The sequence below is a fragment of the Halorubrum tibetense genome, from assembly GCF_055396225.1.
In genome coordinates this window covers 2,382,364-2,403,163 of sequence record NZ_AP043742.1, presented here as the reverse complement: position 1 = coordinate 2,403,163, position 20,800 = coordinate 2,382,364, and the positions used below count along the sequence as shown (strand labels likewise).

21 protein-coding genes are annotated in these 20,800 nt (G+C 67.7%); 15 read left to right on the top strand and 6 right to left on the bottom strand.

What is annotated here, in order from left to right:
- Positions 1–513: 513 nt before the first annotated feature.
- Positions 514–687: a hypothetical protein gene (locus tag ACZ5TV_RS12000; protein ID WP_379783795.1), complete on the bottom strand. Its 174-nt coding sequence runs from the start codon at positions 685–687 to the stop codon at positions 514–516.
- A gap of 19 nt (positions 688–706) precedes the next feature.
- A complete protein-coding gene (gene msrA / locus ACZ5TV_RS11995) occupies positions 707–1,243 on the bottom strand; it encodes a peptide-methionine (S)-S-oxide reductase MsrA (protein WP_379783797.1) in 537 nt (178 codons plus the stop codon).
- Between the two features lie 236 nt (positions 1,244–1,479).
- On the opposite strand from msrA, the gene ribH reads away from it, so the two are divergent.
- From ribH to ACZ5TV_RS11925, 14 genes are all read left to right on the top strand, one after another.
- Complete coding sequence (gene ribH / locus ACZ5TV_RS11990) at positions 1,480–1,893, top strand: 6,7-dimethyl-8-ribityllumazine synthase (protein WP_464383881.1); 414 nt, start codon at positions 1,480–1,482, stop codon at positions 1,891–1,893.
- A 67-nt stretch (positions 1,894–1,960) separates the two neighbouring features.
- The gene (locus tag ACZ5TV_RS11985) at positions 1,961–3,115 is read left to right on the top strand and encodes a pyridoxal phosphate-dependent aminotransferase (protein ID WP_379783168.1); all 1,155 of its coding nucleotides are present in this window, start codon (positions 1,961–1,963) and stop codon (positions 3,113–3,115) included.
- A 102-nt stretch (positions 3,116–3,217) separates the two neighbouring features.
- On the top strand, positions 3,218–3,733 hold the full coding sequence (locus ACZ5TV_RS11980; protein WP_379783166.1) for a universal stress protein: 516 nt from the start codon (positions 3,218–3,220) through the stop codon (positions 3,731–3,733).
- A gap of 207 nt (positions 3,734–3,940) precedes the next feature.
- Complete coding sequence (gene gatC / locus ACZ5TV_RS11975) at positions 3,941–4,171, top strand: Asp-tRNA(Asn)/Glu-tRNA(Gln) amidotransferase subunit GatC (protein ID WP_464384345.1); 231 nt, start codon at positions 3,941–3,943, stop codon at positions 4,169–4,171.
- Complete coding sequence (gene gatA, locus ACZ5TV_RS11970) at positions 4,171–5,475, top strand: Asp-tRNA(Asn)/Glu-tRNA(Gln) amidotransferase subunit GatA (protein ID WP_464383880.1); 1,305 nt, start codon at positions 4,171–4,173, stop codon at positions 5,473–5,475. The genes gatC and gatA overlap by 1 nt, the downstream gene beginning before the upstream one ends.
- A 66-nt stretch (positions 5,476–5,541) precedes the next feature.
- Positions 5,542–6,162, top strand: coding sequence for a hypothetical protein (locus tag ACZ5TV_RS11965; RefSeq protein ID WP_379780350.1), 621 nt, complete (start codon positions 5,542–5,544; stop codon positions 6,160–6,162).
- An 86-nt stretch (positions 6,163–6,248) separates the two neighbouring features.
- Positions 6,249–6,755 (top strand): DUF5797 family protein, encoded by a 507-nt coding sequence (locus tag ACZ5TV_RS11960; protein ID WP_379780352.1) that lies wholly within the window; start codon positions 6,249–6,251, stop codon positions 6,753–6,755.
- A gap of 108 nt (positions 6,756–6,863) precedes the next feature.
- Entirely contained in the window at positions 6,864–7,109 is a 246-nt protein-coding gene (locus tag ACZ5TV_RS11955) for a YhbY family RNA-binding protein (RefSeq protein WP_379780354.1), read from the top strand.
- Complete coding sequence (locus ACZ5TV_RS11950; protein ID WP_379780356.1) at positions 7,109–8,056, top strand: mechanosensitive ion channel family protein; 948 nt, start codon at positions 7,109–7,111, stop codon at positions 8,054–8,056. Before ACZ5TV_RS11955 ends, ACZ5TV_RS11950 begins: the two co-directional genes overlap by 1 nt.
- A 140-nt stretch (positions 8,057–8,196) precedes the next feature.
- On the top strand, positions 8,197–9,534 hold the full coding sequence (gene trkA / locus ACZ5TV_RS11945) for a Trk system potassium transporter TrkA (protein WP_379780358.1): 1,338 nt from the start codon (positions 8,197–8,199) through the stop codon (positions 9,532–9,534).
- Position 9,535: 1 nt separating this feature from the next.
- The gene (locus ACZ5TV_RS11940; protein WP_379780360.1) at positions 9,536–11,041 is read left to right on the top strand and encodes a TrkH family potassium uptake protein; all 1,506 of its coding nucleotides are present in this window, start codon (positions 9,536–9,538) and stop codon (positions 11,039–11,041) included.
- A 165-nt stretch (positions 11,042–11,206) separates the two neighbouring features.
- A complete protein-coding gene (locus ACZ5TV_RS11935) occupies positions 11,207–11,644 on the top strand; it encodes a universal stress protein (protein WP_379780362.1) in 438 nt (145 codons plus the stop codon).
- Positions 11,641–14,001 carry an amino acid permease gene (locus ACZ5TV_RS11930; protein WP_379780364.1) on the top strand — a complete coding sequence of 787 codons (2,361 nt, stop codon included), beginning with the start codon at positions 11,641–11,643 and terminating at the stop codon, positions 13,999–14,001. Before ACZ5TV_RS11935 ends, ACZ5TV_RS11930 begins: the two co-directional genes overlap by 4 nt.
- Positions 14,002–14,093: 92 nt before the next feature.
- A complete protein-coding gene (locus ACZ5TV_RS11925) occupies positions 14,094–15,794 on the top strand; it encodes an acyl-CoA mutase large subunit family protein (RefSeq protein WP_379780366.1) in 1,701 nt (566 codons plus the stop codon).
- Positions 15,795–15,821: 27 nt separating this feature from the next.
- On the opposite strand, the gene ACZ5TV_RS11920 is transcribed toward ACZ5TV_RS11925, so the two are convergent.
- Positions 15,822–16,058, bottom strand: a complete 237-nt coding sequence (locus tag ACZ5TV_RS11920; RefSeq protein WP_379780368.1) for a hypothetical protein — start codon at positions 16,056–16,058, stop codon at positions 15,822–15,824.
- A gap of 117 nt (positions 16,059–16,175) precedes the next feature.
- Between ACZ5TV_RS11920 and ACZ5TV_RS11915 the strand changes: the two genes are divergently transcribed.
- Positions 16,176–16,973: a phosphopantothenate/pantothenate synthetase gene (locus ACZ5TV_RS11915; protein WP_464383879.1), complete on the top strand. Its 798-nt coding sequence runs from the start codon at positions 16,176–16,178 to the stop codon at positions 16,971–16,973.
- Between the two features lie 35 nt (positions 16,974–17,008).
- Here the strand turns inward: ACZ5TV_RS11915 and ACZ5TV_RS11910 are convergent, their stop codons facing one another.
- From ACZ5TV_RS11910 to ACZ5TV_RS11900, 3 genes are all read right to left on the bottom strand, one after another.
- The gene (locus tag ACZ5TV_RS11910) at positions 17,009–18,349 is read right to left on the bottom strand and encodes an MFS transporter (RefSeq protein ID WP_379782765.1); all 1,341 of its coding nucleotides are present in this window, start codon (positions 18,347–18,349) and stop codon (positions 17,009–17,011) included.
- A 296-nt stretch (positions 18,350–18,645) separates the two neighbouring features.
- Entirely contained in the window at positions 18,646–19,815 is a 1,170-nt protein-coding gene (locus ACZ5TV_RS11905) for a hypothetical protein (protein WP_379782767.1), read from the bottom strand.
- Positions 19,812–20,771, bottom strand: coding sequence for a S49 family peptidase (locus ACZ5TV_RS11900; protein ID WP_464383878.1), 960 nt, complete (start codon positions 20,769–20,771; stop codon positions 19,812–19,814). The genes ACZ5TV_RS11905 and ACZ5TV_RS11900 overlap by 4 nt, the downstream gene beginning before the upstream one ends.
- Between the last annotated feature and the right edge of the window lie 29 nt (positions 20,772–20,800).

Below are 20,800 nucleotides of genomic sequence, written 5' to 3'. Positions count from 1 at the left end.
CCGGTCGGACGCGCGTCGGTCCCTTATAAATGAGTGAGCGAGCGACCGCTCCGTCGATATATAACCGATCGGTCGATGACCTCGTCGCCTGCGAGCGCGATCCCGCTACCCCGTGCAGCAGCCGCAGTGGGGGCGGTGACGTCGAGGGCGACCCCGGCGCGCCCGCTCGCGCCCTTATAAGGGCGCGAGCGGCCCGCGAGGGACGCAGCGGTCGGTTATAACCGACCGCTGCGAGGCTGGGGAGGCGTGAGGTGCGGGGCTGTGCGGTGGGACGGGTCGTGGGATCGGATTGGGGCCTGCGATCGGATGGGCCCGTGCGAACGGACGAGGCTCCGAGGGCGATCGTGACCACGGCCGTTATAAATTGACCAGTCCCTGCGACGTGTCCGCCAGGCTCGATCACTTATAAGTGATGGCTGGGCGAAACAGACCGCGTCGATGACGATACCGCTGCGTCCGCACTTATATATCACTTGACCGGAGGGACGGCCCGACTCGCGTTCGGGTACCGACTCACTCGCCTCGGGTTCGGTTCGTGTAGACGAGATACGCCAGCGGGAGCAGTAACACGTACACGACCGCGGTCACGGCCAAGAACAGCTCGTCGGAACCGACCCAGAGGCTGTAGAACAGCCCCACTCCGACGAGGACGTACGCGGCGGCAAGCGCCCAGACCGGCCGGCTCACGGGGCCCCTCGTAGCGAGGTCACTCCGCGACCTTCGCCTCGAACTTCTCACGCACTTTTTCGACTTTCGGCTGGGCGTGGAACGTGCAGTAGGCGTCGTCGGGGTTCTTCGCGAAGTAGTCCTGGTGTTTCTCCTCCGCGCGGTAGAAGGTCTCCAGCGGTTCGAGCTCGGTCACCACGTCGTCGTCGTACTCCTCGTCGAGCGCCTCGATGTAGGCGGCCGCCTGCTCGCGCTGTGCGTCGTCGTGATACAGAACGATCGAGCGGTACTGGCTCCCCACGTCCGGCCCCTGCCGATCGAGCTGGGTCGGGTCGTGGATCGTGAAGAACGCCTCCAGAAGGTCGTCGTAGGCGACGACCGCGGGGTCGTACTCGACCTGAACGACCTCGGCATGGCCGGTGTTCCCGGAGCAGACCTGGCGATACGTCGGGTCCTCGGCGTGACCGCCGGCGTAACCGGAGGTGACGGACGCGACGCCCGACAGCTCCTCGAGGGCGGCCTCGATACACCAGAAGCAGCCGCCGCCGAACGTCGCCGTCTCGTAGTCATTGGACATACCCGTTCATACGGGACGGAGACGTATTAATCCGCTTCTCGCCCCCCGGAGGCGTTTCCCATCATTCCCAGCGACAACCCCGCACCGCGTCCGGCAACACGTCGGTCTCGCGTCCGGCAACACGTCGGTCTCGCGTCCGGCGACGGTCCCGCTCGCGTCCGGCGACGGCCCCGCTCGCGTCCGGCGACATCGACGCCGAACGGTAGACCTTTGCCGCCGCCGGTTCCAGCATTCGTATGGTTTCGCTGGGACTGGTGGTGGCGCGGTTCAACGACTCCGTCACCGATGCGATGGCGGAGGCCGCCCGCGAGGCGGCCGCCGAGCGCGACGCGATGGTCGTCGACGAGCTGTCGGTGCCGGGCGCGTACGACAGCCCGCTGGCCGCCGACCGACTGGCGCGCCGCGAAGCGGTCGACGCGGTCGCCGTCATCGGCGCGATCGTCACCGGCGACACCGACCACGACCGCGTCATCGCGAACGCGACCGCGGAGAAGCTCACACAGGTGAGCCTCGACCGCGACACTCCGGTCACCTTCGGCGTGAGCGGCCCGGGGATGTCGGGCGCGGAAGCGCGCGAACGGATCGACAAGGGCGCGGAGGCGGCCCGCGCCGCGATCGACCTCGCCGAGGAGCTCGGGGAACCGACGTAAGCGGTCGGCCAGGTTCCACCACGAGGACACCCGGACCACGACGACCACGAGGACACCCAACACGACAATGACCGACGCATACGACTACTCGGACCGGATCGGACGTGTAGAGCCCAGCGCGACGCTGGCGATATCGAACCTCGCAGCGGAGAAGGAAGCGGAGGGAGCGGACATCGTCGACCTCTCCGTCGGCGAACCCGACTTCGACACCCCGGCGAACGTCGTCGAGGCCGGCAAGGACGCGCTCGACGCGGGCCACACCGGCTACACCTCCTCGAACGGGATCCCCCCGCTGAAGGAGGCGATCGCCGCCAAGCTCCGCGGAACCGGGATCGACGCGAGCGCCGACGAGGTGATCGTCACCCCCGGCGGCAAGCAGGCCCTGTACGAGACGTTCCAGACCCTGATCGATGACGGGGACGAGGTCGTCCTCCTCGACCCGGCGTGGGTCTCCTACGAGGCGATGGCGAAGCTCGCAGGCGGGAGCCTCTCGCGCGTCGATCTGGCCCCGCACGGGTTCCAACTGGAGCCCGCGCTCGACGACCTCGCGGAGACCGTCTCCGACGACACCGAGCTGCTGGTCGTTAACTCGCCGTCGAACCCGACCGGCGCGGTGTTCTCCGAGGCCGCCCTCGAGGGCGTCCGCGACCTCGCGGTCGAGCACGACATCGCCGTGATCTCCGACGAGATCTACGAGCGGATCGTGTACGACGCCGAGCACGTCTCGCTCGCGAGCCTCGACGGGATGGCAGACCGCACGGTCACGATCAACGGGTTCTCGAAGGCGTACTCGATGACCGGCTGGCGGCTCGGCTACCTCCACGCGACCGAGGAGTTCGTCGGGCAGGCCGGGAAACTCCACTCACACTCAGTCTCGTGCGCGACCAACTTCGTCCAGCACGCGGGCGTCGAAGCGCTGGAGAACACCGACGAGTCCGTCGAGGAGATGCGGCGGGCGTTCGCGGAGCGCCGCGACCTCCTCGTCGAGCTGTTCGACGAACACGACGTCGACGTCGACGTCGGCGACGGCGCTTTTTATATGATGATCCCCGTTGATTCCGACGATCAGGCGTGGTGTGAGGCCGCGATCGAGGAGGCATCCGTCGCGTGTGTCCCCGGAAGCGCGTTCAACGCGCCCGGGTTCGCTCGGATCTCCTACGCCGCCAGCGAGGAGCGGCTGCGCGAGGCGGTCGACCGGCTGGTCTCGAACGACCTCCTGTAATCGCCGGCGACCGGTCGGACGGCTGTTTTCGGAGTGCCGATCGCGTCGATCGCGTGTTAGGGATTTATCCCAGCAGGCCGTTATAGTTAGTTAGGTGATGTTATGTACGACAACGTGCTGTATCCGACGGACGGGAGCGAGGGATCGGACGCCGCAGTCGAACACGTCCGTGCGCTCGCATCGTCGTTCGATGCGACCGTTCACGTCCTCTCCGTGATCGACACGCGGGATGCGGAGTTCGGGCTCAGTGGGGCGTTCTTCGAGGGCGAACCGGGCATGAGCGGCGAGACGAGAGGCAAGGGGTCGGGGATGGTCGGTGGGCGTGACGACCCGGAAGAGACGCGATCGGCACGCCTCGAGCGTCGTGAGGCGCTCGTCGCCAACGTCGCCGACCACCTCGACGACGTGGAGACGATCACTGCGGTCAAGGCTGGGACCCCTCACGAGACCATCCTGGAGTACGTCGACGCCAACGATATCGACCTCGTGGTGATGGGGACGCACGGCCGGACAGGGGTCGAACGCTACCTCCTCGGGAGCGTCACGGAGAAGGTCGTCAGACTGTCGGACGTGCCCGTGGTGACGGTCCGTGCCGGGGACGACACGGGCCCCGAGTGAGGTGACGCGGACCCCGAGCGGGACGACTCGGGCGACCATCCGTTCCGAAACCCTTACTCCCGATCCGTGGCAGGGAGACGTATGAGCGATACGTCCGAGCCGGACGACGGGCCGAGCGACGGGGCCGCGGAAGCCGGCGACGGTGATACACCGGGTGACGGCGACGTACCCGTCGTCGACACCGCGGAGGTCGAACACGTCGCGGAGCTGGCCCGGGTCCGTCTCGACGACGACGAAGTCGAGGCGTTCGCCGACCAGTTCGCGGAGATCCTCGAGTACTTCGCGGCGCTCGACGAGGTCCCCGAGACCGAGCGCGAGGAGGCGCTCGTCAACGTGATGCGCGCCGACGAGGTCGAAGAAGGTCTCACGCAGGAGGAGGCGCTCGCGAACGCCACGGAGACGGAAGACGGCTTCTTCACGGGGCCGAAGGTGTCGTGATGGCGGCCGACTACAACGCGTTCGTCACCAGAGAGCGGATCGAGGGCGACGAGGACGCCGAGGGGCCACTCGCGGACGCGACCGTCGCGGTCAAAGACAACATCTCGACGGCGGGGATCCGGACGACCTGTGGGTCGGAAATGCTCGCGGAGTACGTCCCGCCGTACTCCGCGACCGTCGTCGACCGCCTCCTAGACGCGGGCGCGACGGTCGTCGGCAAGACGAACATGGACGAGTTCGGGATGGGAACGACGACCGAGACGTCCGCGTTCGGCCCCACGCGGAACCCCGCGGACCCGGAGCGGGTTCCCGGCGGCTCCTCCGGCGGGTCGGCGGCGGCGGTCGCGGCGGGCGAGGCCGACGTCGCGCTCGGCTCGGACACCGGCGGCTCCGTTCGGTGTCCCGCCGCGTTCTGCGGCGTCGTCGGGATCAAGCCGACGTACGGGCTCGTCTCGCGCTACGGACTGATCGCGTACGCGAACTCTCTCGAACAGATCGGACCGATCGCGGGGACCGTCGAGGAAGCGGCCGCGGCACTGGAGGTCATCGCCGGCCCGGACCCCAACGACGGCACCACGCGTGATCCCGCCGCAGTCGACGGAGTCGACGCCGGCACCGACTACGTCGCGGCCGCCGACGGCGACGTCGACGGACTGACCGTCGGCGTCCCCACGGAGCTGTTCGACGGCGCGGACGAGCGCGTGGTTGAGACGGTCGAGGCCGCGATCGCGGATCTGGAGGCACAGGGCGCGGAGACGACGGAGATATCGTTGCCGTCGGTCGAACACGCGGTCCAAGCGTACTACGTGATCGCGATGGCCGAGGCGTCCTCGAACCTCGCGCGGTTCGACGGCGTCCGGTACGGCCATCGCGCAGAGTCGGACGGGAACTGGAACGAGGCGTTCGCGGATACCCGGGAGGCGTTCGGCTCGGAGGTGAAACGGCGGATCCTGCTGGGAACGTACGCGCTCTCGGCGGGGTACCACGACGAGTACTACGCCAAGGCGCAGGACGCTCGCGCGTGGGTCCGGGAGGACTTCGAGGACGCCTTCGCCGACGTCGACGTGATCGCCTCACCGACGATGCCGGTGCTCCCCTTCGAGCTCGGCGAGAGCCTCGACGACCCGCTCCGGATGTACCTCGCGGACGCGAACACGACGCCGGTCAACCTCGCGAACCTCCCGGCGATATCCGTGCCAGCGGGCGAGGCCGACGGCCTCCCGGTCGGGCTCCAGCTGGTCGGGCCGAAGTTCGACGAGGAGACCGTGATCCGCGCCGCGAGTGCGGTCGAAAACCCGCGTTAACTCGGTCGAAAACGGGGCAACGGTCTCGGTCGTTTATTTCGTTTCTCTCCGTTCGACCGGACGCCCATGAGCCGAAACGGATCCACCGCATCGACGCGATTCGATCGCAACACGGTTCGCTCCGTGAGTCGGGTCGCCATCGCGGCGCTCGCACTCGTCGGGGTGTTGTCCCTGTTCACGATGCTCCCGGGGATGGACCGGCTGGTACCGCTCACCCCGGTGACGTTCGCCGCGGTCGTGACGGCGACCTTCACGCTCGCCGTCGTGGTGCTTCTCGCCTATGCCGCACCGCGACTCGCGGCCCTGACACGCGTGAGCATCCACCGCCCGGACGGGGCCGAAGAGGTGAGCCGGGTCGCCGAGGGCGTCGGCAGCGTCGTCCACTGGCTCGTGATCCTCGTCGCGGTGTTGGTCGCACACGCCGGGCTCGCCGGCGTGGTTACCCCCCTCCTCGACGAAGTCGTGTGGGCGTACGACGCCGCGTTCCTCGTCGTCTCGCTCGTCCCGCTCGTGTTCCTCGTCGTCCGCCTGGCCGTCACCATCGACCCCATGTCCGAGCTCATTGCCGACCGCGTTGCCGGCGCGGAGTCGGCAGACGACGCCGACCCGGCACAGGCGACCGACGACGCCGACTCCAAGCGGGGGACTGACGAGGCCTACCCCGACCAGGCGACCGGTGCGGAGTAACGCGACGAACGCCGGCGTCGGCGCGGGCCGTCACGACCGCCGGTCCGATCCGGAACGTCAATACCTCGGGGGGAAAACCCACGTGTATGTCGTTGACCGACGAGGAGCTGGATCGGCTCGCCGACGTGGTACGTCTCCAGCCGACGAAGAACTCCGAGCTGGAGGAGGCGTGGGGCGTCGACGGCGGTAGCGCGGTCCACCGATACCTGGAGGACCACCTGAAGGAGTACTACTACCGCGACGACGACAGCCTGATCCGGGCGACCGCGGAGGCGAACGACCTCGTCGACGTCGAGCCAGGGATCGAGGCCGACGCGGTCGCGAAGGGTGGCGCGCCCGACACGATCCGCGTCCCGCAGCTCGAAGCCCGCGTGTTCGAGGTGGTCGCCGGCCCCGACGAGCGCTCCCAGTCGGTCGTCAGCGTCCTGAACGATCTCCGGGAGACGTTCGATATCGACCCGGACGTCGGCGAGGTCCGCCGCGCACTGCGGAGCCTCGAACGCAAGAACGTGGTCGAGGTGGAGTACCGGACCGTGCCGACGTTCCGGCTGGCGGTCGAGCGGGACGCGGTTACCGTCGAAGTGAGCGACTAGCACGGGCGACGGGAGTCGGACACGCGCCACGCGTGGCTCCGACGAAACGCGCCACGCGCCGCTCCGACGAACCTCAAGGTTCAACACGGACGAGCGACTCGACAGGGTATGAGCGACCAGCAGCTCCGCAAGGAGGCACACGACCTAGACGTGACCGTCTGGGTCGGCAAAAGCGGTATCGAAGCGGTCGTCGACGAGCTGGCCGACCAGCTCGACGACCGGAAACTGGTGAAAGCGAAGTTCCTTCGCGCGGCCCGGGGCGGGAGCTCCACGGACGAGCTCGCCGATGAGCTGGCGGAGGCGGTGGGTGCCGACCTCGTCGAGACGCGCGGCAACACGGCAGTCTTCCACTGATGCCCGGGGCGGACACGGTCGCGGTCGTCGGGGACGGCGTGGTGGGTGACGGGCTGTTCGACTCCGCCGGTGTGGTCGGCGTCACGCCGGTCGTGAACCTCCTCGAATCGTTTCTCGGCCCGCTAACCGGGCTCGTGATCTCCGCGGCGATCTTCCTCGTCGTCATGGTCGCGGCGTACGTGCTCAACAAGTCAGTGTTCAACCCGCTGGTCGAGCGGCTGCTCGACAAGCAGGGGCTCGACGAGCACGCGCGGCGGCCCCTGAACAAGATCGCGACGTTCCTCGTGTTGTTCGTCGGGCTGACGATCGCCTTCGGCGCGGCCGGCTACGAGGACTTCCTGCGGTCGCTGGCGACGATCGCCGCGGCGGCGACGCTCGCGGTCGGGTTCGCGTTACAAGACGTGATCCGGAACTTCGTTGCGGGCGTGTTCATCTACACGGACAAGCCGTTCCGCATCGGCGACTGGATCGAGTGGGACGACAACTCGGGGATCGTCGAGGACATCTCCTTCCGGGTGACCCGGGTTCGGACGTTCGACAACGAACTGCTCACCGTGCCGAACCACGCGCTCACGAGCGGCGTGGTGAAGAACCCGGTCGCGAAGAAGACGCTCCGGCTGAAGTTCGTCTTCGGCATCGACTACGAGGACGACATCGACCGGGCGACGGAGATCATCGTCGAAGAAGCCGAACAGAGCGATGCGATCCTCGACGACCCCGCACCGTCGGTGCGGCTGACGGAGCTCGCGGACTCACACGTCGGGCTGCAGTCGCGGATCTGGATCGACCAGCCGTCGCGGTCGGACTTCGTGAAGGCGCGCGCCGACTACGTCAAAGCCGTCAAGGAGCGGTTCGATGAGGAGGACATCACGATCCCGTTCCCGCAGCGGACGGTCTCGGGGCGGAACGCGTGGGAAGAGCCGGCGGCGTTCGGCGGCGAGCCGTAGTCGGCGTTCGACGGCGAGTCACACGCAGACGGTAGCATTCCGTCCGACGGCGACGCGCCCCTGCACTCCCCATCCGTGAGGTTCGATCGGAAACGGACCGGATAGTAACCCACTAGTGGATCCGGCGAGTCGGTGCGGCCATGCACGTGGTCGTCGTCGGCGCCGGTGAGGTCGGCACGAGCATCGCTGCGAGCCTCGCGCCCGACCACGAAGTCGTCATCATCGACGTCGACCCCGATCGTGCCGAGCAGCTCAAATACGAGATCGACGTGCTCACCGTCTCCGGCGACGGCACGACGGCGAGCATTCAGGCGGCCGCGAACGTGGGCGAGGCCGACATGGTGATCGCCTGTACCGACGACGACCGAACGAACCTCGTCGTCTGTGGGACCGCGAAGACGCTCGGCGACCCGTTCACCATCGCGCGGGTGAAACGCACGGAGTACCTCCGCACGTGGGAGGGAAGCAAGGGAGCGTTCGGCGTCGACTTCATGGTGTGTACGGACCTGTTGACCGCGGAGAACATCGTCCGCGTCATCGGGCTGCCGGCAGCGGTCGACGTCGACCCGTTCGCCAGCGGGCTCGTCCAGATGGCGGAGTTCGAGATCGCATCCGAGAGCCCGGTCGCCGGACAGACCGTCCGCGAGGCTGACCGGTTCGAATCCCTCACCTTCGTCGGGGTGTTCCGCGACGGCGAGATGATAATTCCCCATGGGGACACCGGTATCGAGGCCGGCGACCGCGCCGTCGTGATCGGGAGTCCGGAGAGCGTTCAGGCGTTCGCGACCGACGTCGCACCCGACACGACGCCGGGTCGTGCCGACGAGATCGTGATCGTCGGCGGAAGCGAGATCGGCTATCAGACCGCCCGACTGCTGGAGGAACGCGACTTCGAACCCCGCCTGATAGAACAGGACGGGGAGCGCGCCCGGTGGCTCGCGGAGAACCTTCCGGAAACGATGGTGATGGAACACGACGCGACGGACACGGAGTTCCTCGCGCGCGAGCACGTCGACGAGGCCGATATCGTCGTGAGCACCCTCGCGTCCGACGAGGGGAACCTACTGGTTTCGGTGCTCGCGAAGCGGCTCGGCGTCGATCGCGTCATCGCCGTCGTCGACAGCGCGGACTACGTGACGGTGTTCGAGGAGATCGGTATCGACATCGCGATCAACCCACGGACCGTCACTGCCGAGGAGATCACTCGATTCACGTTCGACAGCGTCGCGGAGAACATCGCCGTACTGGAGAACGACCGGGCCGAGGTCCTCGAACTCCAACTCACGGAGGGATGTAAGCTCGTCGGCCGCCCGATCTCAGAGCTGGTCGAAGAGATCGACGCGACGTTCGTCATCGGCGCGATCACGAGGAACCACTCGCTCGTCACCCCGCGAGGGGACACCGTGCTCCAGCCGGGAGACCACGTGATCCTCCTCGTGGACTCCGAGTTCGCGAGCGATATCGCGGCGCTCGCCTGAGATGTTCGACACGAGGATCCGCGTCGGTTGGCGGGCGAGCGTCGGGCTCACGAGCGACGTGCTCGTGTATCTGACCGTTCCGCTCGCGTTTCCGCTCGTGCTCGCCGTGTACTACGGCGAGGCGGTCCTCCCGTTCCTCGCCGCGATTGCCGTCTCGCTCGCGCTCGGCGGCGGGTTCCGGTACCTCAAGGACCCCGACGAGGAGCTCGGTCCTCGAGAGGCGTTCCTCGCGGTCGCGTTGATATGGCTGTTGGTCGCCGCCGTCGGCGCGGTTCCGTTCGTCGTCGCGGGCGTCGGGACGATCGCACACCCGGTGAACGCGCTGTTCGAATCGATGAGCGGGCTGACGACGACCGGGGCGACCGTGTTAACGGATTTCTCGATCCACTCGCAGTCGATACTGATGTGGCGGCAGCTGATCCAGTGGCTCGGCGGGCTCGGGATCCTCATCCTGGCGACCGCCGTTCTCTCCGAGCTCGGCGTCGGTGGGGCCCAACTGATGGAGTCGGAATCACAGAGCCGCGACGTCAACAAGCTCACCTCGCGGATCTCCGAAACCGCCCGACTCATCTGGGGGTTGTACGTGGGCATAACCGCGCTCGCCGTCGTGGTGTTCCTCCTGTTGGGTTTCGCCGTCGACCCGCGAATGGACCTGTACAACGCGGTCGCACACGCGTTTACCTCCGTCGCGACCGCGGGTTTCTCGCCGGAGCCGCTGAGCGCCGGGGCGTTCCACCCCGTGATCCAGTGGGCGATCGTCCCGTTCATGATCGCTGGGTCGACGAGCTTCGTGCTGTTGTACTTCTTCATCAACGGCGAGCCGGGACGGCTGCTCCGGAACGAGGAGTTCCACTTCTATCTGGGTGGAATAACGGTGTTTGCGGCCCTCGTCGCGCTCGTGTTGTGGCTCTCGGGGGCGGTGGAAAGCGGGGGGGAAGCGGTGATCCGTCACGCCGTGTTCAACGTGACCTCGATCGTTACGACGACGGGGTACGCCAGCACCGACTTCGACGCGTGGGCGCCCGCCGCGAAGTACCTCCTCTTCGTCGCGATGTTCATGGGCGGGATGGTCGGATCGACAACCTGTTCGGTGAAGTCGCTGCGGTGGCTCGTGCTGTTGAAGTCGTTCCGCCGGGACCTGTTCACGAGCGTCCATCCGGACGCCGTCCGTCCCGTCCGCGTCTCCGGCGAACCGGTCGACGAGGAAACCATCCGCGATATCTACGTGTTCGTCCTGTTGAGCATCGCGCTGTTCGTCGTACTCGCGACGGTCATCGCGGCCGACGCCGCCCGCGCCGGGGTGGCCGTCTCCGAGTTCGAGGCGATGGGCGCGGCCGCGTCGACGTTCCTCAACATCGGCCCGGCGTTCGGTGACGCGGGGCCGTACGGGACGTACGCCTCCTTCCCGATGAGCACCCGCGGCGTGATGATCGTTCTGATGTGGATCGGCCGGATCGAGATCATCCCCGTGCTCGTGCTGTTCACCAAGGCGTTCTGGACCTCGTGAGTCGTGCCGATGGTCGATAACGGGAGCGGGCGAGTCGATGTGGCCGGGCGGTGCCCTTTTTGGACGCCCCAGTCGTTTTATAATACGGATAGCCGCTATGAGCGCCTCTACACCGCCTAACCGACACCAGTCAGGTTCTTAACCCGCGAATATAGATCATCGCGCATGACACGTACCGACGACGACCGACTGGACCTCCTCAGTCACGTGCTTCTTCCAGTTGCCAACGAGGAAGACGCCGCGGCGACGGCGGGGGTGCTCGAACCGTACGACCCCGAACGGGTGACCGCACTACACGTCGTCGAGAAGGGCGGTGGCGTCCCCGACAAGACGCCGGTTGAACAGTCCGAAGAGCTGGCGGCGGAGTCGTACGCCGCCGTCCGGGCGGTGTTCCCGGACGCCCGCGAGCACACGGCGTACGGACGAGACGTCGCCGCGACGATCGCCGACGCGGTCGACGAGGTCGGCGCGAGCGCGGTCGTCTACCGCTCGCGGGGCGGGAATCGACTCATGCAGTTCCTCTCCGGTGACGTCTCCGTGAAGCTCGCGACGAACGCGACGGTTCCGGTCATCGCGCTCCCGCGCGAGGGATCGGCCGAATGAGCGACGAGGAACTCGCGAAGGACCTCGGTCCGCTCGCGGCGCTCACGATCGGAATCGGGACGATGATCGGTGCCGGGATCTTCGTGCTGCCCGGCACCGCGGTCGCTCGCGCCGGTCCCCTCGCGGCGGCGACGTTCGTTCTCGGCGGAATCATCGCGCTGTTCACGGCGCTGTCGGCCTCCGAACTCGGCACCGCGATGCCCAAGTCCGGCGGCGCGTACTTCTACGTCAACCGGGCGCTCGGGCCCATGTTCGGCTCAATTGCAGGCTGGGCGAACTGGCTCGGGCTCGCGTTCGCCTCCGCCTTTTACATGTACGGCTTCGGCGAGTACGTCAACGCGCTCCTCGGGCTCGGCCCCATCGGACTCGGACCGGTGACGCTGGAAGCCGCGCAGGTGATCGGCCTCGCGGGCGCGCTCCTCTTTATCGCGGTCAACTACTTCGGCGCGAAAGAGACCGGCGGCCTCCAGATCGTCATCGTCGTGTCGCTCATGGGTATCCTCGCCGTGTTCACCGTCGTCGGACTGTTGAACGCGGAGATGCAGTCGCTGCGACCGTTCGCGCCGCCGGGAACTATGAGTCAAGTGCTCCCGGTGACGGGGATCATCTTCGTCTCGTATCTCGGGTTCGTCCAGATCACCTCGGTCGCCGAGGAGATCAAGAACCCCGGACGGAACCTCCCGCTCGCGGTGCTCGGATCGGTCGTCATCGTCACCGCGGTGTACGCGCTCTTCCTCGTCGTTCTGCTCGCGGCGGTGCCGAACGAACTCGTCGCGAACAACGACACCGCGGTCGTCGACGCCGCCAGACTCCTGTTCGGCAACTACTCCGTGTTCGGCTACTCGCTCGGCGCGGTCGGCGCCGCGATGCTGCTCATCGGAGGACTGCTCGCGACCGCCTCGTCGGCGAACGCCTCGATCCTCTCGTCGTCCCGGATCAACTTCGCGATGGGCCGCGAGAAGATCGTCACCCCGTCGCTCAACGAGATCCACGACCGCTTCGGGACTCCCTATAAGTCGATCGCGCTCACCGGCGCGCTCATCCTCGTGTTCCTCGTTATCGGCGGCGTCGAGCCCCTCGCGACGATGGGGTCGGTGCTCCACCTCGTGGTGTACGGGCTGCTCAACATCGCGCTCATCGTGATGCGCGAGTCGGGCGTCGAGGGGTACGACCCCGACTTCGAAGTCCCCTTTTACCCGTTCGTTCCGATTATCGGTGCGATCTCCTCGTTCGCGTTGATCGTGTACATCGACCCGACGATCATCCTGATCTCGCTCGGTCTCGTCGTCTTCGCGGTGCTCTGGTACCTCGTGTACGCTCGCGATAAGGTGGAGTCGCGCGGCGTGTTGGGGTCGTGGGTGCTCGACCGCTCCGACGAGCTGCCCAAGGCCGCCGTCTCGGCGGTGACGTCGGTCCAGCCGAGCGGCGACGACTACCGCGTGATGGTACCGCTCGCGAACCCGGCGACCGAGGAGCACCTGATCACCCTCGCGTCGGCGATCGCCAAACAGCGCGACGGCACCGTCGTCGCCGTCAACATCGCGAACGTGCCGGACCAGACCTCGCTCGAAGCTGCTCGCGATCGCGGCGCGCACGAGGCGGCACACGACCTCCTCGACAAGGGCCGCGACGACGCCGAGACGTTCGGCGTCGACGTGGAGACCCACGTCGTCCTCTCACACCGCGTGTTCGAGGAGGTGTTCGACGCGGCGCGGACGTACGGCGCAGACCTCACCGTGATGGGTTGGGGCGAGAACTCGCACGGCGCGCCGGGGCGCGCGGAGACGGCGGTCGACGAGCTCGCACACTCGTTACCCTCGGACTTTCTCGTGTTCCGCGACCGCGGATTCGACCCCTCGCGGATCCTCGTGCCTACCGCCGGCGGTCCTTCCTCCGATCTGTCCGCCGCGGTCGCTCGAATGCTCCAGGTCGAGTTCGACGGCGAGGTCACCCTCCTACACGTCGCAGACGACGAAGTGGCAGGCAAGGCGTTCCTCACGGAGTGGGCCGCCGAACACGGCCTCGCGGACGCGACGCTGCGGATCGAGAGCGGAGACGTCGAGGCCTCGATCGACCGGGCCGCGCGGGACGCGACGATGCTCATCATCGGTGCCACCGAGAAGGGACTGCTCTCGCGACTGGTCCGCGGATCGCTCGTGTTGCAGGTGCTCGATGACGTCGAGTGCTCCGTGCTGCTCGCGGAGAAGCGCTCCGAGCGCGGGCTCTTCGAGCGGCTATTCGGCGGTGATGGCCGAGCGAACGCACGGGCGGAGGAGACCGGCGCCCCGGAGGCAGAGACCGGCGTGACACGGGAGCCGACGACGCCACCGGTCACGGACGGGACGAACGACGAGTGATCGTCGGGGGCATCGCTCGCGTGGCGCAATCCTCACGCCGAACGAAACGTTCATAAACAATCTTTATTGATCCGGGGCGGATACCGAGACGTATGTACGACGACGAGGAGCTCTCCGAGATACGCAACGCGCACGCCGAGTGGGAGGCGGAGACGCTCGACCCCGTCCTCGACCGATTCGGTGAGCGCAGCGAGCGGTTCGCCACCGTCTCGAACCGCGAGGTCGACCGGCTGTACACGCCCGCGGACATCGCCGACCTCGACTACGAGGACGACCTCGGCTTCCCGGGCGAGGAGCCGTACACCCGCGGCGTCTATCCGACGATGTACCGCGGTCGGACGTGGACGATGCGGCAGTTCGCCGGGTTCGGCACCGCCGAGGAGACCAACGAACGCTTCCACTACCTGATCGACGAGGGCCAAACCGGGCTCTCGACCGCCTTCGACATGCCGTCGCTGATGGGGCTCGACTCCGACGATCCGATGTCGATCGGCGAGGTCGGCAAGGAGGGGGTCGCCGTCGACACGCTTCGGGACATGGAGGTGCTGTTCGACGGTATCGACGTCGGCGAGGTGTCGACATCCTTCACTATCAACCCGAGCGCGCCGGTGATCTACGCGATGTATATCGCCCTCGCCGACCAGCAGGGCGTCCCTCGCGAGGAGGTGAGAGGGACCCTCCAGAACGACATGCTCAAGGAGTTCATCGCCCAGAAGGAGTGGGTCGTCCCCCCGGAGCCCTCCCTCGATCTGGTGACCGATACGATCGAGTTCGCGGTCGAGGAGACGCCGAAGTTCAACCCGATCTCGATCTCGGGGTACCACATCCGGGAGGCCGGGTCGACGGCGACTCAGGAGCTCGCCTTCACGCTCGCGGACGGGTTCGCGTACGTCGAGGCGTGTCTGGACCGCGGGCTCGCGGTCGACGAGTTCGCGCCACAGCTCTCGTTTTTCTTCAACTCGCACAACTCGATCCTCGAGGAGGTCGCGAAATTCCGCGCCGCTCGCCGGATCTACGCGACGGTGATGGACGAGTGGTACGGCGCGGAGGCGGACGCCTCCAAACGGCTGAAGTTCCACACCCAGACCGCGGGCCAGTCGCTGACCGCCCAGCAACCCTTGAACAACGTCGTCCGGGTCACGATACAGGCGCTCGCCGGGGTGTTCGGCGGGACCCAGAGCCTCCACACCAACTCCTTCGACGAGGCGTTGGCGCTCCCCTCCGAGCAGGCCGTACGCGTCGCGCTCCGAACCCAGCAGATCATCGCTGAGGAGTCCGGCGCGGCCGACATCGCCGACCCGCTCGGCGGCTCGTTCGCCGTCGAGGCGCTCACCGACGAGATCGAGGCGGACGCGATGGCGTACATCGAGGAGATCCGGGAGATGGGCGACGGCTCGGTCCGTGACGGCGTCCTCCACGGGATCGAGCAAGGGTACTTCCACCGGGAGATACAGGAGTCGGCCTACGAGTATCAGGAGCGGGTCGACGCCGGCGAGGAGACGGTCGTCGGCGTCAACGCCTACGAGGTCGCGGAGGACACCGAACCCGACCTCCTCCACATCGACGAGACGACCCGCGACCGCCAGCTCGAACGGCTCGACGCCGTGAAAACCGACCGGGACGACGAGGCGGTCGCGGCCGCGTTGGACGGGATCCGCGAGGCGGTCGCGGCCGACGAGAACGTGATGCCCGCCATCGTCGACGCGGTGAAGGCGTACGCCACGATGGGCGAGATCATGGAGGTGTTCGAGACGGAGTACGGGACGTATCGCGAGCGGATCGGCGTCGCGTAAAAGGGGGTTCCCGGACCACACCGACCGTTACAGGCTTTCGATCGATTCCGCGGCGGCCGCACGCCACGCGTTGCCGCGGCGACCGGTGCGTTCGAGCTCGAGCCGGACGACCGAACCCGTCTCCGCCTCGGCCAAGGCTTCCTCGGCGTCGGTGTCGCCGTACTCGACGACGTGGAACGTCCCGTTTCGCGGGTGGTCCCGCAGAGTGACCGCCCCGTGGTCGTTACACGGCTTCACGACGGTGTACTTGCCAGTCCGATTCATCACGGCCCGAACTACGGGCTCCCGTGACTTAGTTATTGGTCGCTTATCACTCTCCCCCGCCCCTACTCGGCCGCCGAACAACGCGGCACTTTACTCGCCGCGTTTCGTGTTTCGAGTATGACGGAGACGGAAACGGACCTCGAACCGGACCCGGGGACGGAGATCCCGGAGGACCACCCGCGGTACGCCTCGCTCGTCACGCGACACCGGATCGAGGCGGGCGTCGACGCGGGGATCACCTCCCGCCAAGGACTGATCGCACAGGGCCGCGGCGAGGCGTTCGACTACCTCCTCGGCGAGCGGACGCTGCCGAGCGCGGACGCCGCCGAACGAGCTGCGGCAGCCCAGCTCCTGCTCGCCGACCACGCCGTGATCTCCGTGAACGGGAACGTCGCGGCGCTCGTCCCCGAGGAGACCGTCGCGCTGGCCGACGCGGTCGACGCCGACCTCGAGGTGAACCTGTTCAACCGGACCGCAGAGCGGATGGTCGCGATCGCTGACCACCTCCGCGAGCACGGTGCGACGGAGGTGAAGGGGTTGGCCGGCGACGGCGAGATCCCCGGATTGGAGCACGCCCGCGGCACCGTCGACGCCGACGGGATCGGCGCGGCCGACACCGTCGTGGTGCCGCTGGAGGACGGCGACCGCGCGGAAGCGCTCGCGGCCGCCGGGAAGACGGAGATCGTGATCGACCTCAACCCGGGGAGTCGGTCGCCGCGAACCGCGGCGATCCCGATCATCGACAACGTGATCCGTGCGGTGCCGAACGTGACGGCACACGCCCGCGATCTCGCTGGGGCGTCGTCGTCGGAGCTACGGCGGGTCGTCGACGAGTTCGACGCAGACGAGGCGTTGACGGCCGCCGAGGCCGCGATCCGCGAGGGCTCGTTCGACGGCGATGGGGACGTGGCGTAACTGGGAGGCGGAGGGAAGGACTGACGGCGACGCGGTCAGGTCACGTAGCCGACGAACGGGATCGCTCGCCGCGGGGCGTTCACCTCGTTCACCTGCGTGGCGACAGTGATCGCACCGATCGCGGCGAGCGCCGCGGCAAACGCGAAGGGAACGACGAACCCCCAGGCGACGAGGAAGCCCGACAACAGCGGGCCGGCGGCGACGCCGAAGCCGAACGCCATCGTGAGCACGGACAGCGTTGACCCGGACGCTCCTTCCCGAGCGATGTCGCCGGCGAGCGCTAGCGCGGGTGCGAACACCATCGCCCCGGCGACACCCTGGAGGAACCGGGCGAGGAACATCACCCACGGGTCCCCGATCAGGCCGAACCCGAGCGCGTACGCCGGCACGAGCCCTTGAACGAGCGTCGTCGGAACGAGCAGAACCGTGCCGACGAGGATGAACGCCTTCCGCCCGTAGTAGTCGGTCGCGCGCCCGATCGGTGCCTGGAGGAAGATCTGTGCGAGGACGAACGCCGCGAACTGGAGGCCGAACATATCGGGCCCCTGATCGAGCTCGGTGTTGACGATGTCGCCGAGCGTGGCGAACACCGCGATGCCGACCGCCATGAAAAACGAGACGACCCCGAGCGCGAACACGGGGTCGAGCAGCTGCCCGCCGTCCCGGTCGCGGATCGCGAGCGCCGCTAAGAACGACTCGTCGCCCCCGTCGTCGGGGTCGATATCGGGGTCCCGGATGAGCGTCAACACGAGCAGGAACGCGAGCACGGCGGTGCTCGCGGCGAAGTAGAACGCCGCGTCGAATCCGGTGAGCGCGACGGTCGTCGCCCCGAGCGGGACGGTGAAGGGACCGGCGGCGACGACGCCCCCGGCGGCGATCGGGCCGACCCCGAAGCCGACGAGTCGGAACGTGTTGTACGTCCCCATGTTGCCGCCACGGTTCTCGTCGGTGGCGAGGTCGTTGACCAGCGCCACCGTCGTCGGGATGATGAACGCGCCCGCGATCCCCTGGAGGACGCGCAAGCCGATCAGGTGCCAGTAGGTGGCGGCGAAGGCGTAGCCGACGCCGGCGACCGCGATGAGCGCCAGCCCGAAGAGCACGAACACCTTTCGACGGCCTGTTCGGTCGGAGAGCCGACCGGTGAACGGCTGGAGCGGGCTGTTGACGAAGCCGAAGATGGAGAGGACGAGGCCGGTGATGAACACCTCCGTGAGCCCGAACGTCCCGCCGGTGACGAAGTCGGAGGCGATGAACAGCGGGAGGACCACGATCAGGAACGAGTTGCCGACGGATTCGGACATTCGGGCGAGCGCCAACGCCAGCACTTGTGGGTTGACTCCCAGCGCGTTCTGGACGGCGGTGACCGGATTCCTCATCGGCGAGCGTAGCCTCCGGGAGGGGTCGAGGGGATCTCCATTGGGTGACTCTCGATACGTGTCCGGTCTTTCGACGGTGTTCGGGAATACGCTTGTGCTATCGGCCACCCGCGTGCGGTTTCCCCCGAGTGATGCTGTGTGGCACGGAGACACGGCTGGCGGCGTCTATGGGCTCAGGTCGCGAACGTGGTTCACGAATCACGGTTCACGAACACCGAGCCGGGTTCGCGACCCGGCGAACGGAACGCGCCTCGGTCGAGGGGACGAGCGACCGGCTGTCGGTCGTCGATGGCGTGTTACGCGTTCGTATTGTCGCCGTCGTTATCGCCGTTACCGTCGTCGTCGCCATCCTCATCGTCATCCCCCTCATCGCCATCCCCCTCATCGTCACCGTCCTCGGGTGGAGCCGGCTCCTCACCCGGCGGGGTCGGCTCCTCACCCGGTGGTAACGGTTCCCCACCCGGTGGTAACGGTTCTCCACCCGGCGGCAGCGGTTGCCCGCCCGGCGGAAGCGGGTCGATGTCGGGGTTCTCGCCGGTCACGAGGAAGTCCGCGACGTTCCCGATCAGCACGTCGTTGTCCGCGCGGTAGGCGTTCTCCGGGGCGAGGAACGCCGAGTCGCCGACCAGTGCGAGCTCGCCGACGGTCACCGCGGCGGCGTAAGCGTCGTCTGCCCGCGTGGTCGACAGCTGCGCGTCGTCGCCCGTTTCGAGGGCGACCTCGCCCTGTCCGGCGGCGACGCCGACCGGAGCGATCCCGCGGAACACCGCGCGGTCGACACCGTCGGTCAGCGGGGTTTCGCCCGCAGGCGTCACGAACGGGCTGAGGTAGTTGGCGTCGTTATCGGTCATATCGTACACGTATCCCGGGGAAACGTACCCTCCAAGCGACCCGACGAGCTCGGTGGCCGGACCGGCGCTTCCGGGGTCGGCCGCGATCACGGTGCGACCGTCGGCCTCGGCGAACTCCGCGACCGCGTCGGCCTCGGCGGGTCCGAGCGCGGCCGGGTTCGTCGTCAGGAACGCGTCGGCGTCCGCGAGCAGCTCGAACAGGGGACCGTCCGCGAACTCGTCCTGATAGAACACCACGTCGTGGCCGTTCGCGACGAGCGTCGCCGCCAGCGGGCCGACGTCGCGTTCGGGGCCACCGATAGTGCCGACCGAGGCGTCGACGGGTTCGCTTTCCTCGCCTATCGGGAGCGGGAGCGGTTCACCGCCGCCACCGGCCGCCGCCCCCGCGCCGACGTGGAGGACGACTGTGTTCGTCGGCTCGGCGCTGTCCATCGTAATCTCCCCGTCAGACTCGGCGGCGTCCGCCGTCACGGCGTCGAGCTCCCAGTGGTCGCTCTCGACGTCCGCGTTCGCGGGGGTTCCGTCGTCGAGGACCGCGCCGCCGACCGCGACGAGGCCGAGCGTGACCGCGAACACGAGTACGAACGTCCCCGCGACGCGCGTCAGCGTGCTCATGCTGCCTCACCTCCGTTCGTCACGGCAGCGGGGTCGGTTCCGGTGTATCCCCACATCTCGACATCCTCGCCGACCGTCTCCGCCCAGACCTGCGGTGCCACGGCCAAGATCAGCGCGTCGTTGAGCGTCTCGTCGCCGATTCCCGCCTCCTCGGCGATGACGACGTCGCCGTCGGTGGTCTCGACGAGTGGGATCCCGAGGCCGCCGGTCGCGGACTCGCTTCGGTGTGTCTCGACCTCGTAGGTGTCGAGGCCGGCCTCGCGGGCGGCGTCGTCGATCGCGTCGTCGACGAAGCCGAACTCGTCGGCGAACCCGTTGTCGACCGCTTCGGTGCCGAGATAGGCGTCGGCGTGGGCGATCCCCTCGCGGTCGAGCTCGATCTCGTCGCCGCGCTGTTCGAGCACGTTCTCGATGAACAGGTTCGCGAGCACCTGTTGACGCTCGCGCTGTTCGGCGGGGTCGGCCGCGTTCTTGTCCGGCCCGGTAGCGCCCTCGTCGGGGCCAGTGGGCGTCGGCGGCGTACCGGCGACGCCGACGCTACCGACCGCCTGCGCGGACGGGGCGACGTAGATCTCGTCGGCCGGGGCGATCGCCAGATACGCGCCCGACGCTCCGAGCGTGTCGACCGCGGCGATCACCGGCATCTCCGCAGCCGTGCGGTCGACCGCCGCGTACATCCGTTCGCTCTGTGCGGGAAGTCCACCGCCGCTCTCGACTTCGAGGACGACCGCGTCGATGCTGTCGTTGGTGCGAGCGTCGCGGAGCTGTTCCTCGACGTCCTGGGCCATCGGCGTCGTAATCGTTCCGTCGATCTCGACGACGGCGACGCTTCCGTCCGCGTCGGTTACCGTGCTGTACACCTGCGGTGCGAGGAGGGCACCGGCGGCGACGGCGAGGATCGCGACCACCGCGATCACCTGCCGTTCGCTCACGTTCGATAAGGGACCGATTGGCATGCGGACATTAGTTCCTGTTTGAAATATAT

Coding starts and splice junctions, on each gene's coding strand:
- ribH (WP_464383881.1), top strand. CDS start 1,480: ATGGTTTCGCTGGGACTGGTGGTGGCGCGGTTCAACGACTCCGTCACC.
- ACZ5TV_RS11930 (WP_379780364.1), top strand. CDS start 11,641: ATGAGCGACGAGGAACTCGCGAAGGACCTCGGTCCGCTCGCGGCGCTC.
- ACZ5TV_RS11955 (WP_379780354.1), top strand. CDS start 6,864: ATGAGCGACCAGCAGCTCCGCAAGGAGGCACACGACCTAGACGTGACC.
- ACZ5TV_RS11980 (WP_379783166.1), top strand. CDS start 3,218: ATGTACGACAACGTGCTGTATCCGACGGACGGGAGCGAGGGATCGGAC.
- ACZ5TV_RS11905 (WP_379782767.1), bottom strand. CDS start 19,815: ATGAGCACGCTGACGCGCGTCGCGGGGACGTTCGTACTCGTGTTCGCG.
- msrA (WP_379783797.1), bottom strand. CDS start 1,243: ATGTCCAATGACTACGAGACGGCGACGTTCGGCGGCGGCTGCTTCTGG.
- ACZ5TV_RS11985 (WP_379783168.1), top strand. CDS start 1,961: ATGACCGACGCATACGACTACTCGGACCGGATCGGACGTGTAGAGCCC.
- ACZ5TV_RS11935 (WP_379780362.1), top strand. CDS start 11,207: ATGACACGTACCGACGACGACCGACTGGACCTCCTCAGTCACGTGCTT.
- ACZ5TV_RS11940 (WP_379780360.1), top strand. CDS start 9,536: ATGTTCGACACGAGGATCCGCGTCGGTTGGCGGGCGAGCGTCGGGCTC.
- ACZ5TV_RS11915 (WP_464383879.1), top strand. CDS start 16,176: ATGACGGAGACGGAAACGGACCTCGAACCGGACCCGGGGACGGAGATC.
- ACZ5TV_RS11900 (WP_464383878.1), bottom strand. CDS start 20,771: ATGCCAATCGGTCCCTTATCGAACGTGAGCGAACGGCAGGTGATCGCG.
- ACZ5TV_RS11920 (WP_379780368.1), bottom strand. CDS start 16,058: ATGAATCGGACTGGCAAGTACACCGTCGTGAAGCCGTGTAACGACCAC.
- ACZ5TV_RS11910 (WP_379782765.1), bottom strand. CDS start 18,349: ATGAGGAATCCGGTCACCGCCGTCCAGAACGCGCTGGGAGTCAACCCA.
- ACZ5TV_RS11950 (WP_379780356.1), top strand. CDS start 7,109: ATGCCCGGGGCGGACACGGTCGCGGTCGTCGGGGACGGCGTGGTGGGT.
- gatA (WP_464383880.1), top strand. CDS start 4,171: ATGGCGGCCGACTACAACGCGTTCGTCACCAGAGAGCGGATCGAGGGC.
- trkA (WP_379780358.1), top strand. CDS start 8,197: ATGCACGTGGTCGTCGTCGGCGCCGGTGAGGTCGGCACGAGCATCGCT.
- ACZ5TV_RS11960 (WP_379780352.1), top strand. CDS start 6,249: ATGTCGTTGACCGACGAGGAGCTGGATCGGCTCGCCGACGTGGTACGT.
- ACZ5TV_RS11925 (WP_379780366.1), top strand. CDS start 14,094: ATGTACGACGACGAGGAGCTCTCCGAGATACGCAACGCGCACGCCGAG.
- ACZ5TV_RS11965 (WP_379780350.1), top strand. CDS start 5,542: ATGAGCCGAAACGGATCCACCGCATCGACGCGATTCGATCGCAACACG.